The 14,554-nt window shown below is 38.5% G+C and carries 15 protein-coding genes; 1 reads left to right on the top strand and 14 read right to left on the bottom strand.

The features are described 5' to 3' along the window. Positions 1 to 3: 3 nt before the first annotated feature. The 8 genes from pal to ACWPWK_RS15530 form a co-directional block, all read right to left on the bottom strand. Complete coding sequence (gene pal, locus ACWPWK_RS15565; RefSeq protein ID WP_100159459.1) at positions 4 to 498, bottom strand: peptidoglycan-associated lipoprotein Pal; 495 nt, start codon at positions 496 to 498, stop codon at positions 4 to 6. A gap of 45 nt (positions 499 to 543) precedes the next feature. Continuing rightward, positions 544 to 1,839: a Tol-Pal system beta propeller repeat protein TolB gene (gene tolB / locus ACWPWK_RS15560; protein ID WP_109373960.1), complete on the bottom strand. Its 1,296-nt coding sequence runs from the start codon at positions 1,837 to 1,839 to the stop codon at positions 544 to 546. A gap of 142 nt (positions 1,840 to 1,981) precedes the next feature. Next, the gene (gene tolA / locus ACWPWK_RS15555) at positions 1,982 to 3,049 is read right to left on the bottom strand and encodes a cell envelope integrity protein TolA (protein WP_109373959.1); all 1,068 of its coding nucleotides are present in this window, start codon (positions 3,047 to 3,049) and stop codon (positions 1,982 to 1,984) included. A gap of 28 nt (positions 3,050 to 3,077) precedes the next feature. Next, the gene (gene tolR, locus ACWPWK_RS15550) at positions 3,078 to 3,503 is read right to left on the bottom strand and encodes a colicin uptake protein TolR (protein ID WP_109373958.1); all 426 of its coding nucleotides are present in this window, start codon (positions 3,501 to 3,503) and stop codon (positions 3,078 to 3,080) included. Between the two features lie 22 nt (positions 3,504 to 3,525). After that, entirely contained in the window at positions 3,526 to 4,212 is a 687-nt protein-coding gene (gene tolQ, locus ACWPWK_RS15545; RefSeq protein ID WP_109373957.1) for a Tol-Pal system protein TolQ, read from the bottom strand. Next, positions 4,212 to 4,607: a tol-pal system-associated acyl-CoA thioesterase gene (ybgC, locus tag ACWPWK_RS15540; protein ID WP_109373956.1), complete on the bottom strand. Its 396-nt coding sequence runs from the start codon at positions 4,605 to 4,607 to the stop codon at positions 4,212 to 4,214. Before ybgC ends, tolQ begins: the two co-directional genes overlap by 1 nt. A gap of 309 nt (positions 4,608 to 4,916) precedes the next feature. Next, entirely contained in the window at positions 4,917 to 5,324 is a 408-nt protein-coding gene (locus ACWPWK_RS15535) for a hypothetical protein (RefSeq protein ID WP_454209214.1), read from the bottom strand. Then, positions 5,314 to 6,684, bottom strand: a complete 1,371-nt coding sequence (locus ACWPWK_RS15530) for an MFS transporter (RefSeq protein WP_109373954.1) — start codon at positions 6,682 to 6,684, stop codon at positions 5,314 to 5,316. The genes ACWPWK_RS15535 and ACWPWK_RS15530 overlap by 11 nt, the downstream gene beginning before the upstream one ends. 89 nt (positions 6,685 to 6,773) lie before the next feature. Between ACWPWK_RS15530 and ACWPWK_RS15525 the strand changes: the two genes are divergently transcribed. Next, positions 6,774 to 7,661 (top strand): LysR family transcriptional regulator, encoded by an 888-nt coding sequence (locus tag ACWPWK_RS15525; protein WP_109373953.1) that lies wholly within the window; start codon positions 6,774 to 6,776, stop codon positions 7,659 to 7,661. A gap of 91 nt (positions 7,662 to 7,752) precedes the next feature. Here the strand turns inward: ACWPWK_RS15525 and ybgE are convergent, their stop codons facing one another. The 6 genes from ybgE to sucC form a co-directional block, all read right to left on the bottom strand. Next, positions 7,753 to 8,037: a cyd operon protein YbgE gene (ybgE, locus tag ACWPWK_RS15520; protein WP_075672722.1), complete on the bottom strand. Its 285-nt coding sequence runs from the start codon at positions 8,035 to 8,037 to the stop codon at positions 7,753 to 7,755. Continuing rightward, on the bottom strand, positions 8,037 to 8,150 hold the full coding sequence (cydX, locus tag ACWPWK_RS15515) for a cytochrome bd-I oxidase subunit CydX (RefSeq protein WP_004244425.1): 114 nt from the start codon (positions 8,148 to 8,150) through the stop codon (positions 8,037 to 8,039). Before cydX ends, ybgE begins: the two co-directional genes overlap by 1 nt. 12 nt (positions 8,151 to 8,162) lie before the next feature. Continuing rightward, positions 8,163 to 9,320 carry a cytochrome d ubiquinol oxidase subunit II gene (cydB, locus tag ACWPWK_RS15510; RefSeq protein ID WP_109373952.1) on the bottom strand — a complete coding sequence of 386 codons (1,158 nt, stop codon included), beginning with the start codon at positions 9,318 to 9,320 and terminating at the stop codon, positions 8,163 to 8,165. A 14-nt stretch (positions 9,321 to 9,334) separates the two neighbouring features. Then, positions 9,335 to 10,903, bottom strand: coding sequence for a cytochrome ubiquinol oxidase subunit I (gene cydA / locus ACWPWK_RS15505; RefSeq protein ID WP_109373951.1), 1,569 nt, complete (start codon positions 10,901 to 10,903; stop codon positions 9,335 to 9,337). A gap of 1,486 nt (positions 10,904 to 12,389) precedes the next feature. Continuing rightward, positions 12,390 to 13,259, bottom strand: a complete 870-nt coding sequence (gene sucD, locus ACWPWK_RS15500; protein ID WP_006537657.1) for a succinate--CoA ligase subunit alpha — start codon at positions 13,257 to 13,259, stop codon at positions 12,390 to 12,392. Then, complete coding sequence (sucC, locus tag ACWPWK_RS15495) at positions 13,259 to 14,425, bottom strand: ADP-forming succinate--CoA ligase subunit beta (RefSeq protein ID WP_075671649.1); 1,167 nt, start codon at positions 14,423 to 14,425, stop codon at positions 13,259 to 13,261. The genes sucD and sucC overlap by 1 nt, the downstream gene beginning before the upstream one ends. Between the last annotated feature and the right edge of the window lie 129 nt (positions 14,426 to 14,554).

The following is a 14,554-nucleotide window of genomic DNA, read 5'->3' as shown; positions in this document are numbered from 1 at the left end:
CTCTTAGTAATCCAGTACTGCACGACGGTTTTTCGCATAAGCGGCTTCGTCATGACCCAGTACAGCTGGTTTTTCTTTACCGTAAGAAACGATTGACAGTTGATCAGCAGATACGCCTTTACCTTGCAGGTACATTTTCACAGCGTTTGCACGACGTTCGCCCAGAGCGATGTTGTATTCTGGAGTACCGCGTTCGTCAGCATGACCTTCTACAGTGATACGTACTGATGGATTTGAACGCAGGAATGCTGCGTGTGCATCTAACAGGTTAGCGTAGTCTGAGCTAATGTCATATTTGTCAAAACCGAAGTAAACGATGTTTTGTTGTTTCAGTTGTTCTAATTGCTGACGTGCTAATTCTTCAGCAGTAGGACCTTGTTCAACAACTGGTACATTGTTTGTATCAGTTTGATCGTCGTTTTTGTTTGAGCTACATGCTGCAACAGCAACGAGTGGTAATGCTAACATCAACCCTTTAAACACTTTGTTTAATTGCATCTCTATTTGTTCCTTTATTTGTTTGCCATACATAATTTTTATGCATCACATAAACGGTGACCAGGCAGGTGATTTAACCTGACCGTCAGTCGCCGGAAGACGCGCTTTGAAACGTCCATCTGTCGATACTAGCTGCAAAATGGTGCCTAAGCCTTGTGTAGAGCTATAAATAACCATTGTGCCATTAGGAGCGATGCTTGGCGTTTCATCCAGAAACGTATCTGTTAGATATTGTACAGAATTAGTTTCTAGATCCTGCTTAGCGATATGTTGCCTACCGCTTGCAGAACTTACCATAACTAAGAAACTACCGTCTGGGCTTACTGCTGGGTTTTGGTTTTGTCTACCTTCCCAAGTAATACGCTCTGGTGTTCCTCCGTTAATATTAACCTTATAAATTTGAGGGTTTCCACCTTGATCTGAAGTATAGACCAAAGTCTGCCCATCTGGCATCCAAGATGGCTCAGTATTATTACTTCTACCATTGGTTACCTGTGTCATATTCCCACTTGCTAAATCCATAACATACAGATTTAAGCTACCGCTCTTAGAAAGAGCAAATGCAAGTTTAGAGCCATCAGGTGAAAACGAAGGTGCACCATTATGTCTTGGGAATGATGCAATTTGGCGAATTTCACCTGTTGCTAATGTTTGTACCACTAAAGCAGATTGACCACTTTCAAAGGTCACATATGCAAGTTTAGCACCATCTGGTGACCATGCTGGTGACATTAATGGCTGTGATGAACGATAAACACGATCTTGGTTAAATCCATCATAATCTGAAACGCGCAATTCATAAGGATATGCGCCACCATTTGTCACAACAACATAAGCAATACGTGTACGGAATGCACCACGAATACCCGTCAGTTTTTCAAAAACTTCATCACTAGCGGTATGTGCAGAGTAACGCAACCATTTAGATGGAACTTTAAACTCGCTTTGAGATAAAACCGCACCTGGAGAGCCAGCAACGTCGACTAACTGATAGCTCACTAAATATTGACCATCCGCTGATGGTTGCACACGACCTACGACAACAGAGTCAATACCTAATGCCGTCCAAAGTGCAGGTTGGACTTCAGAAGCAGTAACTGGTTGTTGAGGTATACGAGACACATCAATCGGATTAAATTTTCCGCTATTTCGTAAATCAGCCGCAATTATACCAGCAACATCTTCTGGCATTTGACCTGTGCCTTCCCATTTAAAAGGAACAACACCAATAGGGCGTGCAGTATTTACCCCTTGTGTAATTTCAATTCGAACTTCAGCGTTAGCCAGAGTGGTTACGCATAAAATCAAAAGCCCGAAAATAACATTTAATGCCTGCTTCATCATGTCTCCCTTTTATTATTGCGGTTATTACGCAATAACGCACAGAATAGTAACAAACGCTTTTCAACAACACCATACAACGCATCAATAACATTCTAAAATAGCTATAAATTAGTGTATGTTTTCCTACAATCAGACAGTTTTATGGTTTAAACTCAATTACTGATGATTTTACTTGTTCATAAACATCTTTCGGTGGCTTCGGTAGTGTAGCTGTATTCGCCGCTCTTAATGCCACTTGGCATAATGCAGGATCGCCACCTGCAATCTTCGCATTAATTAGCATCCCATCAGGTGCAATGCTAATTCTTAGCTCACAAGTTTTACCTTTGTATAATTCAGGATCAATAAACTTCTGTTCTATTGCAACTTTCAGTTGGCCTTTATAGCGATCTACACCTTCACCATTTGCGCCAGTACGATTTCCACCGCCTTGGCCTGCTGCTGATGCACCGCTTTGTTTGCTACCGTCAGCCACTAAACCATCAAGTAAATTATTTACTGTTTTACTTTGCTGTTGAGCTGCCGCTTTTGCTTTGGCTTCTGCCGCTGCTTTAGCTTTCGCTTCTGCGGCAGCCTTTGCTTTAGCATCGGCTTCTGCTTTGGCTTTTGCATCCGCTTCAGCTTTGGCTTTAGCATCGGCTTCTGCTTTAGCCTTCGCTTCTTCCGCTTTTTGTTTCGCGGCTAATTCTGCTTGTTTCTTGGCTTCTGCCTCAGCTTGCTTTTTAGCATCAGCTTGTTCTTTTAAGATGCGATCGCGCTCTGCTTTCGCTTGTGCAGCCGCTTCTTCTGCAACTTTTTGTTCTTCTTTTGCTTTAGCAGCAGCTAATGCAGATTCACGTTTTTGAGCTTCTGCCGCTTCTTTCGCTTGTAAACGTTCAACTTCTAACGTTTTCAAACGTTCTTGTTCTTTCATTTGCTGCTGACGCAACTCTTCTTCTTGTTGCTCAGCACGCTCTTTTCGCTCTTGCTCGGCTTTTTGGACGTTAGCTTGTTGCGCTTTTTGCTGGTTATACTGTTGTACCACCGCATTAGGATCAACCATAATAGCATCAATAACTTGTCCATCAGATCCACCGCCACCACCTAAATCCCATTTCTGAGTTAATGACCCCCAGATAAGCAATGCGACAACGAGTAAATGCAAGGCGGTAGACAAGATAACTGAACCGCTCAATTTACTTCGGGTTGGTTTCGTCTTCTTTCCCACGCTATCATCCAAACTTATTTCAACCTAATTACATAGGCTGAGTCATTAAACCTACAGACTTAACACCTGCTTGACGTAACATGTTGAGCGCTTTAATTATCTCATCATAAGGAACATCTTTAGCACCGCCAATAAGAAAGACAACTTTCGGATTTTTTTCCAGTTGTCGTTTAGCTTCAGCCATAATCTGTTCTTGTGGTAATAATTCTAACACTTCCTGATCAACACGAATGTTGTATTGCCCAACACCTGCAACTTCAACAATTACAGGAGGGTTATCGTTACTTGAAACAGTTTGTGTCTCTGTTGCTTCAGGAAGATCAACCTCAACACTTTGCGAGATAATAGGTGCTGTTGCCATAAAAATAAGTAACAGCACTAACAATACGTCGAGCAAAGGAACAATGTTAATCTCTGATTTTACGCCTCGGCGGCTACTGCGACCCCGTGCCATCAGCTCTCTCCTTCTGCGTTAACTATTTCTTTTCTGCGGAGGTAAAAGCTTGGCGATGTAAAATCGTCAGGAACTCTTCCATAAAGTTATCGTAACTTTGTTCCAGTTTATTTACACGCTGCGTAAACCGGTTATAAGCCATAACTGCGGGGATTGCCGCAAATAAACCGATAGCTGTTGCAATCAGAGCTTCAGCAATGCCGGGTGCGACCATTTGTAATGTTGCTTGTTTAACACTACCTAATGCAATAAATGCGTGCATAATCCCCCAGACTGTACCGAACAGACCAATATATGGGCTGATAGAACCGACAGTACCAAGGAAAGGAATATTATTCTCTAAAGATTCTAATTCACGATTGAAAGAAACACGCATAGCCCTTGATGCACCATTAACAACCGCATCAGGAGCATGAACGCTTGCTTGATGCAAACGGGCAAATTCTTTAAAGCCAGAATGAAAAATTTGCTCTGAGCCAGATAATTCATCACGACGAGCTTGGCTATCTTTATATAAACGAGCCAAATCAGTACCTGACCAGAATTTATCTTCAAAATCTGCAGCTTCACGATCGGCGGCATTCAGAACTTTAGTTCGCTGAATAATAATCGCCCAAGATGCAATAGAAAATCCGATTAAAAGCAACATGATCAACTTGACTAAAAGCCCTGCTTTTAGGAAGAGATCGATAACATTCATGTCAGCCACTACTTAAACTCCGCGATAATGGACTTAGGAAGCGCTACTGGCTTCATTTTTGATGAATCTACGCAGACAACGAGCACTTCTGCGCTACACAATACACAACCATCTTCATTAATAATTTTTTGAGAAAATGTCATCGAAGCACCACGCAATGTGGTAATTTCACTTTCTACTTGCAAAAGATTATCAAGTCGAGCTGGCGCAATATATTCTATTGATAATTTACGTACAACAAATACAACATGATTATACTCCCGTAAATCATGCTGATGAAAACCTTTTTCTCTGAGTAGTTCAGTTCTAGCGCGTTCAAAATATTTCAGATAACTGGCGTGATAAACAACACCGCCGGCATCAGTATCTTCATAATAAACACGAACAGGCCAAAGAAACTGCATAGTACCTTCCTTACATTTCCCGAGTTAAGTCCATAAATAATGTAGCTATAGGTTACCTAACTATACTTAAGCGGTCGCTCTAAGGGAATCGTAGTAACGTAAAGAATAGAAAACGCAGTTTTCAGGCGCCAATCATAAACTCTTCTTTGCAACACGCAATATGCTTTGTGCTCTGAATAGAAAAAATATTTTTATTAAGACAGCATAAAAATGCTTGCTAATTAGAAATTCATAGATTGTCTAATTTAGTAGTATTATTTTTAATGACAGAAAAAACCAGTTAAAAAACTGGTTTTCCATATAAATCAATTAATTATTTGAGATTGGGGTTTCATGAAGATAGTGCCATTGCCAACTCCCATCATGAGAATTGCGTCTTAATAACACCACAGACTCGCGCATAAGAATTTTCTTATTTTCACTATGTGTTTCTTGATATCTGACAAGCGCCAAACAATCTGACTGGTAAATTATTTTATAATTATCTGTTTTTATTTTCAGACTACTTCTTTTTCCTGCATTTTGTCTGAACATCGCAATAACGTCATCATAACTCACCGCTTTTCCGCTGATCCCAACCATTGAAAACTCTTGAAATAAAAGATTTTCTATTTTTGTAATAGCAGCAACTGGTAGTGGATATTGCGTAAAAACAGTTTCAATCTCATCATGCAAAGATTTAATGCTTTCTATAATTAAATCACTATTAGAATTCATCTTGTATTTCCTGTGTAATAACTTTTTTCTTTAGTGTAAGTAATAAAGTAAGAGGTAATATGCCTATCAATGCGCATATTAAAAAAGTCATGCTATAAGCTGTTTGTGGTAAACAAAAAAGAGAAAAAATATTAAATAACATAGCAACCATAGTTGCCCCAACACTAAAAACAACTTGTCGGTTAATATTCCAAATAACACTTGCTTGAACTAATTTTTTTGCACTAAAGTCATACAATGCTGTGGTTTGTGCCGTGTTTGCGCCAATTCCCCCACCCACTCCGATAATTAGATATGCAATAATAAGTAATGGAATATCTGTATTACTATTTACAAAGGTTAATAAGGAAATACCAATACTGTGTAATAGCAATGCAATAATAAATAAGCGTTTCATACCTAATTTATTATAAAGCGCACCACTTATTATCATTGAAATAAAGGCACCCAGTGCATACAACAACATAAAAATACCCGTGCCTTGACCTGTAAATTTTAAATATTGTTGTAAATAAAAAATAGCGAGGATATTCACTCCAGTAAAAACACCTGGAATACAGTAATAAATAAAAATAGAGAGTGATAAATTTCTATTTTTTAATAATGCTAGATTAATAACCGGCGATGAATGGCGTCGATAATGGTAATAATAAAGTACAGCAAAAATTGTTGAAAGTACGGCAATCACTAAAGCAAGTAATATTGAGTGATATTCACCATATGCAGATAACGCAAACAATCCAGATACAATAATCAAACTAATAAGAATGATACCTTTAATATCAGGTATAGCGTTTTCTTTAGGTAAAGGCTCTTTTACCCAGATAAAAGCTAAAAACGCGGTTATCAATGAAAATGGAATATTGCTATAAAAAACCCAACGCCACGAAACAACATCAACAATAAATCCACCCAATGTCGGTGATATTGCAGGTGCAATCAAGGCTATTGCCATAATAAGTGTTGAAATTTTACTTCTCTCATGCCCTTGAAAATATTGAAAAGTTAATGCTTGCCCTATTGGGATTAACAGTCCACCACTCACGCCTTGAATAAAGCGCCAAAAAATAAGTTCGATGAAAGAGTGAGAATATCCCACTAATGCGACCGATAAACTAAACATCAACATTGACGTTACCATCAATGCTTTAATTCCAAAACGTTGAGATAACCAGTGACTCAATGGAATAATTAATGTTAATCCCAGAATATAACTATTTGAAACCCATGTAACAGAAACAATAGAGATCTGCATATCATCGGCAATTGCAGGTAATGCAATTGCTGACATAAAAATGTTAATGCAATCTATAAAGAAGCCCAGCAGAAATATAGATGCAATTCGATAGCGGTAAGTCATAAAAATCCTCCGCGCATAGAGTACGGAAGATTGACGAATTTCGTCTATCTGACAAAATAGAATTTATTGTTTAATCAGAGTAAACAATCATGCAAAATCAAATTGATCGAATTCGCTCTTTTATTGCTGTTGTTGATACGGGATCATTTACTCAAGCGGCAAAATACTTGCGTTTAAGTAAATCGATGGTGAGTATTCATATCAAAGCGTTAGAAACAGAATTAGATGTGTCATTACTCAATCGTAATACGCGGCGATTTTCACTAACTGAAACCGGTGAAATGCTTTATCAAGATTTTCGCCAAGTGTTAAATCAGTTAGAACAAACTTTAGATAAGGCGCGATTAGGACAACAAGAATTACAGGGATCGTTGAGATTAAGCTCAACGGCTGAATTTGGTGAACACTATATTTTGCCATTACTTAATCAATTTATGCAGTTGCATCCAAAGCTAAAAGTACAATATGCGTTTAATTCTTCTATTGAGGATTTAATAAACCATAAACTTGATCTTGCCATTCGTCTTGGCACATTAAAAGACAGTAATTATCGCTCTACAAAACTGGCAGATTATGAGATAAGTTTAGTTATCTCACCTTATTTGTTGCAAAAGTTCTCAATAAAAACCATTAATGACTTAAACACTATTCCTTATTTAGCAAATAGTAATTTGCGCCAAAGTAAGCTTTCAGCCTCTTCAGAATTCAATACCCTTCTCTCTCAATTAGCTCAAGATGCCTGCTTCGAAACAAATACTATTGCTGCATTAAAGAAAATGGTACTAGCGCATTCAGGAATGGCTATTTTACCACATTGGTATGTTCATCAAGAATTATTGAAAAATCAATTAGTAGTGCTATTTCCTGAATTATCGCTATTAACACAATCAGTTAATATTATTTTTCCTTATAGCGAATACATCCCAAGAAAAACACGTTTATTTATTGATTACTTAAAAGAGAATATTCAATTATAGAAACACGGGGACGAAAGAATTTAGCGCTGTTTTATAGAAAATAAAATACCTTATTTCTTTTTCATATTATGAGCAGAAATAAGGTATTTTTTTAGAAGAAAAAGTAACTTAACCCAACAACTAAAATAATAATTGCAGGGATTGGATGTAATAAACATTTTGCAACAACATGTTTAGGACGAAATGCTAGACCAAAAGTTGCACCAGCACACACAGACCAAATAAGAAGAATACCTTGCCAAATTGCAAGTGAACTTGTGTTCGCTGCAAATCGGCTAGGATCCCACATGACACAAAATGCCATGACCAACGCCATGATTAAAACAAGAGCCCTAATAGGGCCCTTGTCTAGTAGTTGGTAGCTTTTATCCAACATTATTCTTCACTTTCTGAAGTTTTTTTAGCTTCAGCATGCTCATAAGCCAGTCCTGCGATAACCGCAATACTACAAGCGAAGAGTGTGCCGAGAAGCCATGCAAAATACCACATACTCTATGCTCCTTAGTAAAGACTATGATTATTGCCTTCGATAAATTTCTTATCGAGGCGACCGTGCATTTTCCAGTAACACCAAATGGTGTAAAGGAGAACGATAGGTACAAAGATAATCGCAACAACTGTCATTACCTGAAGAGTAAACAGGCTAGAAGTTGCATCCCACATTGTTAAGCTCACATCTGGGAAAGTGCTTGAAGGCATCACAAATGGGAACATAGTCACACCACAAGTCAGGATAACACAAGCAATAGTCAGTGAAGTGAACAGGAATGCCCAACCACCTTTGTTTGCTTTAGTTGCAACAATCGCCAGTAATGGAGATAACAGACCTAATGCAGGCAGCGCCCATAATACTGGATAGTTGTTGTAGTTAGTCATCCAAGCACCCGCTTCGTGAGAAACGGTTTTCAGCAGTGGAGATGATGGACCTGCTGTATCAATAGCACTTGTAATAATAAAGCCATCGATACCATAGATTAACCACACACCTGCTAATGCGAATGCGATAAACGTAATTAATGAGGTAATATACGTTGTTTTACGAGTACGCTCATGTAACTCACCAGTAGTACGCATTTGAAGATAGCTTGCACCATGTGCAACAATCATCATTAAGCTAACCACACCCGCTAATAAACCGTATGGGTTTAATAAGCTTAACAGGTTAATCAGGGCGTTAGTCGTACCGTTATAAGATACACGTTGCATACTATCGACTTCTAATGGAACACCTTGTAACAGGTTACCAAAAGCGACACCGATAACTAATGGTGGAACGAAGCTACCAATAAAGATACCCCAATCCCACATGCCACGCCATTTTGGAGATTCCAGTTTAGAGCGGTAGTCAAAACCGACTGGACGGAAGAATAATGCCGCCAGTACGAAGATCATACCGAAATAGAAACCAGAGAATGCCGCAGCATAAACCATTGGCCATGCAGCGAATAATGCACCACCCGCTGTAATTAACCATACTTGGTTACCATCCCAGTGAGGAGCAACAGAGTTAATTAAAATACGGCGTTCAGTGTCATCTTTAGCGATCACGCGTAGTAACACACCCACACCCATATCAAAACCATCAGTGACTGCAAAGCCAATCAGTAAGATACCAATCAGTAGCCACCAAACAAATCGCAATACTTCATAATCAAACATAGTGGACTCCTGTGTTACTTACTTTGTGCAGAAGATGCGTTCTTCTGTTCAAAGTGATAGCGACCCGTCTTCAGGCTACTCGGCCCAAGGCGACCAAATTTGAACATCAGGAACATTTCAGCAACTAGGAATAATGTGTACAGACCACAGATAAGACCCATAGATACAAGGATATCAGCCTGTGTCAGTGAAGAAGTTGCTACAGCCGTAGGAAGGATTTCACCAATTGCCCACGGTTGACGTCCATATTCTGCAACAAACCAACCTGCTTCAACTGCAATCCATGGTAATGGAATACTTAACAGAGCAGCACGCAGTAACCATTTATAGTTACCAATACGGTTAGACAGAACTGTCCAGAAGGAAATCGCAACAACCAGTAACATCAGGAAGCCTGCGGCAACCATGATACGGAATGACCAAAACAGTGGTGCGACATTAGGAATAGTGTCTTTTGCAGCAGATTTGATTTGCTCTTCTGTTGCATCAACAACTTTATCAGTATAACGCTTCAGTAATAAACCGTAGCCTAAGTCTTGTTTAGCGTCATTAAAGGCAGCACGAATAGCAGGATCAGTATTACCTGAACGCAATTCACTTAATAATTCGTAAGCTTTCATACCATTACGAATACGAACTTCGTGTTGACTCATCAGATCGTTAAGACCTAATACTGGTGTATCGAAAGAACGCGTTGCAATAATACCCATCACATAAGGGATTTGTAATGCAAACGAGTTTTCCATTTTTTCTTGATTAGGGAATGCAATCAGATTAAATGCAGCTGGAGCGGCTTCTGTATGCCATTCACCTTCAATTGCAGCCAGTTTGGTTTTCTGTACGTCACCCATTTCGTAACCAGATTCATCACCCAGTACGATAACAGATAATACAGCTGCGATACCAAAAGTAGCAGCAACTGCGAAAGAACGTTTTGCAAAACCGATATCACGACCTTTGAGCAAGTAGTAAGAGCTGATACCCAGAACAAAGAATGCACCAGTACAGTAACCAGCAGCAACGGTGTGAACAAATTTAACTTGAGCGACAGGGTTTAAAACCAGATCAGCAAAACTCAACATTTCCATTCGCATGGTTTCAAAGTTGAAGTCTGCAGCGACAGGGTTTTGCATCCAACCATTCGCAACAAGGATCCACAGTGCAGAGAAGTTAGAACCGAAAGCAACTAACCAAGTTACCATCAAGTGCTGCTTCTTACCTAAGCGATCCCAGCCAAAGAAGAACAATCCGACGAAAGTTGATTCTAAGAAGAACGCCATTAAACCTTCGATTGCTAAAGGCGCACCGAAGATATCACCGACGTAATGAGAGAAATATGACCAGTTAGTACCAAATTGGAACTCCATGGTCAACCCAGTTGCAACACCCAGAGCAAAGTTAATACCGAATAACTTACCCCAGAACTTTGTCATATCTTTGTAAACTTGTTTACCCGACAGAACATATATCGTTTCCATGATTGCCAGCATAAACGCCATACCCAGCGTTAATGGGACAAACAGGAAGTGATACATTGCTGTTAAGGCAAACTGTAACCGTGACAGTTCGACAATATCAAACATCTTGACTCCTTGCTCCTAGCAGGAAGACACCGACTTGCGGCAACCCGACTTTATTAAATTATAAAGCCTCATAACTACCAGCAATAAATGCCTCTAAAAACAACAACGAATATTAAAGACCAAAAACACAATACCTTACAAATAGTACGCTTATATTTACATATAATAAATATATTTTGCGTGACCCAGATTTGAATTCTGAGCTTAGGTCAACAATACGACTTTTAGGTTTGTAACAGCATATTTGATCGTGTGCCAATTTAAGCATATTCAGAAATTTTTGCCACAATTAATAACTTGACCCACATCAAAAAAACACTTTAATGTTAACTAGTTGCGAATAAATTACCCAATAGTTACCATTGTGTTAATACAATGTTGTTTTTATTTTTAAGTGTAATTTACCTCCTTATATTTTCCATAATAAAATTAACTTTTTATTTTCATAAAAGACTTAAAAATAAACACTTTTAATTGTGTTTTATTAATTTTAATATCGATTTCATTTTTTTGCAGGTAAATAATAAATATTTTAAAAAAATAATCTATTAATTAATAAGTTGAAATTTACAAAAATGTAAATATAAAAAAACACTCTCAATTATTTTATCTAATAGAGATATATAAAAAGTCTAATCTTGATTATCTATTCCTAATGTTATTTCTTCTTTAGTTTCTTTTTTATTCTAGATAAACAAAGTGCAATAAATTTGTATTTAATTGATAAAGCACGAATCCGTTATTATCAATAAAAATAAATATCAATAAAAATCAATTAGATAGACAATAAAAATAAGTTGTTTATTGAACGGAATGAGCAAAAACACAAAAACTCTTTTACTATATTCTCTTATCTAAATAGGGTGCTTTTTGAGATCCTCACGAACGTCTTATTATCAATTCTTATAACGGTAAGGAGATCATAATTCATCTTTAATCGTCATTTTGATGTTTTATCATAATAAAAAGGTATTTTTTCCTATCAAAGAACTTACCTTCCCCTCTTCCCCACGCATTCATTAACATGTTTAAAAGTCTATTTTCTTAGCAAAAATCAGTCTTACAGCGTGATCCTTGTATAAAATTAAAGCTAATTATTACGATATTTATAGAAGCACTTATATTGAAAACAACATGAAACAAGTGTTCATTTTTTCTAACGACACTCTTTTTCACTCAAAACACGTATTTAAAATATTATTTTTAACAATTCAGGAGATTTATTTATGGTTTATATCATTATTTTTAGGCTCTACAAGAAAGTAAATAAATAGAAAAATGATGTTTTGAATACAGATCAATTTAAGAAAAAGACAATATAAAACAATTTATTAGCGTAAATTTAGGTAGGATATTGATGCGTTAATTACAATATCAGCTATTGATATGACTATTAAATGAAACTAGAAATAAAAAATGCCAGCTTCTTTTTAGAAAACTGGCATTTAAAATAGTATCAATCTGAAATTATTAACAGAATTGTTACTTACTTGATCAGTGATTTAATTGCTTCGCCGATATCAGCTAAGCTGCGGACTGTTTTAACACCAGCCGCTTCAAGGGCTGCAAATTTCTCATCCGCAGTACCTTTACCACCAGCAATAATGGCACCCGCATGTCCCATACGTTTACCTTTAGGCGCTGTTACACCAGCGATATAGCCAACAACCGGCTTAGTGACGTGATCTTTGATATAAGCAGCAGCTTCTTCTTCTGCGGTGCCCCCAATTTCACCGATCATCACAATCGCTTCAGTTTGTGGATCTTCTTGGAATAGCTTCAGAATATCAATAAAGTTAGAACCCGGAATTGGGTCACCACCAATACCAACACAGGTTGATTGGCCTAAGCCAACGTCCGTTGTTTGCTTAACCGCTTCATAAGTTAATGTACCTGAGCGAGATACAATACCTACTTTGCCTGGTAAGTGGATGTGTCCTGGCATAATACCAATCTTACATTCACCTGGCGTAATAACACCCGGGCAGTTAGGGCCAATCATACGTACGCCAGCTTCATCTAATTTAACTTTAACAGTCAGCATATCCAGCGTAGGAATACCTTCAGTAATAGTAATAATTAGTTTGATGCCTGCATCAATCGCTTCTAGGATTGAATCTTTACAAAATGGTGCAGGTACATAAATAACTGTCGCAGTTGCACCTGTTGCTTCAACAGCTTCACGTACTGTATTAAATACAGGTAAACCTAAGTGCGTAGTACCGCCTTTACCCGGTGTTACACCACCGACCATTTGCGTACCATAAGCAATGGCTTGCTCAGAGTGGAATGTTCCTTGGCTACCCGTGAAGCCTTGGCAAATTACTTTGGTATTCTTATCGATTAAAATAGACATTATTTTGCCTCCGCTGCTGCAACAACTTGTTTCGCGGCATCAGTTAAGCTTTTAGCAGCGATAATATTTAATCCACTATCTGCTAATTTCTTAGTGCCTAACTCTGCATTGTTTCCTTCAAGACGAACAACCACAGGAACATTAACGCCAACTTCTTCAACTGCGCCAATAATACCGTCTGCGATTAAGTCACAACGAACAATACCGCCGAAAATGTTGACTAATACAGCACTGACATTTTCATCTGACAAAATAATCTTAAATGCTTCAGTTACGCGCTCTTTTGTTGCACCACCACCTACATCGAGGAAGTTTGCAGGCTCGCCACCGTGAAGTTTAACGATATCCATTGTACCCATCGCTAAACCTGCACCATTGACCATACAGCCAATGTTGCCATCTAATGCAACGTAGTTCAGTTCCCATTGTGCAGCTTGTGCTTCACGAGGATCTTCTTGTGAAGGATCGTGCATTTCACGCATTTCTGGTTGACGATACAACGCGTTGCTATCTACGCCTAATTTACCATCAAGACAAATCAAATCGTCTTCTTTAGTAATAACCAGTGGGTTAATTTCGATTAAAGCAAGGTCGCGCTCTAAGAAAATAGAGGCTAATCCCATAAAGATTTTAGCAAATTGACTAACTTGCTTGCCTTTTAAACCCAGTTTAAATGCTAATTCTCTTCCCTGATAAGGCATAGGGCCTGTCAGTGGATCAATAATGGCGCGATGAATAAGTTCTGGCGTTTCTTCTGCCACTTTCTCAATTTCAACGCCGCCTTCTGTTGAGGCCATAAAGACAACGCGACGGGTACCACGGTCAACAACCGCACCAAGATAAAGCTCTTTAGCAATATCAGTTGCGGCTTCAACTAAAATCTGTGTAACAGGCTGACCATTAGCGTCTGTTTGATAAGTGACTAAACGTTTGCCTAACCATTGTTCAGCAAATGCGCGGATCTCTTCTTTAGATTTAACGACTTTTACGCCGCCCGCTTTACCACGTCCACCCGCGTGAACCTGACATTTCACGACCCAAGGGCCCTGACCGATTTTTGATGCAGCTTCTTCTGCCTCGCGCGGCGTGGAGCAGGCGAAACCAGCAGGTGCTGGTAATCCATACCGTGTGAAAAGCTGTTTTGCCTGATACTCGTGTAAATTCATGATGTTCTATCCATAATCTTGTTGAAAGTCGGGCTTTCTTATTTTTTTGACTATAAGCCAGAGAAATCTGGCTTCACGAACACACTGTACTTCTTTGATGCTTGTGTCTGTTGCTAAGTAGGCAGGAGG

This window comes from Proteus sp. Marseille-Q3619 (genome assembly GCF_965283115.1).
This window is presented reverse-complemented; position numbering and strand designations above follow the sequence as displayed.

Bases quoted from the DNA above. Each gene is read 5' to 3' on its own strand.
- sucD (WP_006537657.1), bottom strand. From the start codon at position 13,259: ATGTCTATTTTAATCGATAAGAATACCAAAGTAATTTGCCAAGGCTTC.
- ACWPWK_RS15525 (WP_109373953.1), top strand. From the start codon at position 6,774: ATGCAAAATCAAATTGATCGAATTCGCTCTTTTATTGCTGTTGTTGAT.
- ACWPWK_RS15535 (WP_454209214.1), bottom strand. From the start codon at position 5,324: ATGAATTCTAATAGTGATTTAATTATAGAAAGCATTAAATCTTTGCAT.
- ybgE (WP_075672722.1), bottom strand. From the start codon at position 8,037: ATGTTGGATAAAAGCTACCAACTACTAGACAAGGGCCCTATTAGGGCT.
- tolR (WP_109373958.1), bottom strand. From the start codon at position 3,503: ATGGCACGGGGTCGCAGTAGCCGCCGAGGCGTAAAATCAGAGATTAAC.
- sucC (WP_075671649.1), bottom strand. From the start codon at position 14,425: ATGAATTTACACGAGTATCAGGCAAAACAGCTTTTCACACGGTATGGA.
- cydX (WP_004244425.1), bottom strand. From the start codon at position 8,150: ATGTGGTATTTTGCATGGCTTCTCGGCACACTCTTCGCTTGTAGTATT.
- tolB (WP_109373960.1), bottom strand. From the start codon at position 1,839: ATGAAGCAGGCATTAAATGTTATTTTCGGGCTTTTGATTTTATGCGTA.
- ACWPWK_RS15530 (WP_109373954.1), bottom strand. From the start codon at position 6,684: ATGACTTACCGCTATCGAATTGCATCTATATTTCTGCTGGGCTTCTTT.
- ybgC (WP_109373956.1), bottom strand. From the start codon at position 4,607: ATGCAGTTTCTTTGGCCTGTTCGTGTTTATTATGAAGATACTGATGCC.
- pal (WP_100159459.1), bottom strand. From the start codon at position 498: ATGCAATTAAACAAAGTGTTTAAAGGGTTGATGTTAGCATTACCACTC.
- cydA (WP_109373951.1), bottom strand. From the start codon at position 10,903: ATGTTTGATATTGTCGAACTGTCACGGTTACAGTTTGCCTTAACAGCA.
- cydB (WP_109373952.1), bottom strand. From the start codon at position 9,320: ATGTTTGATTATGAAGTATTGCGATTTGTTTGGTGGCTACTGATTGGT.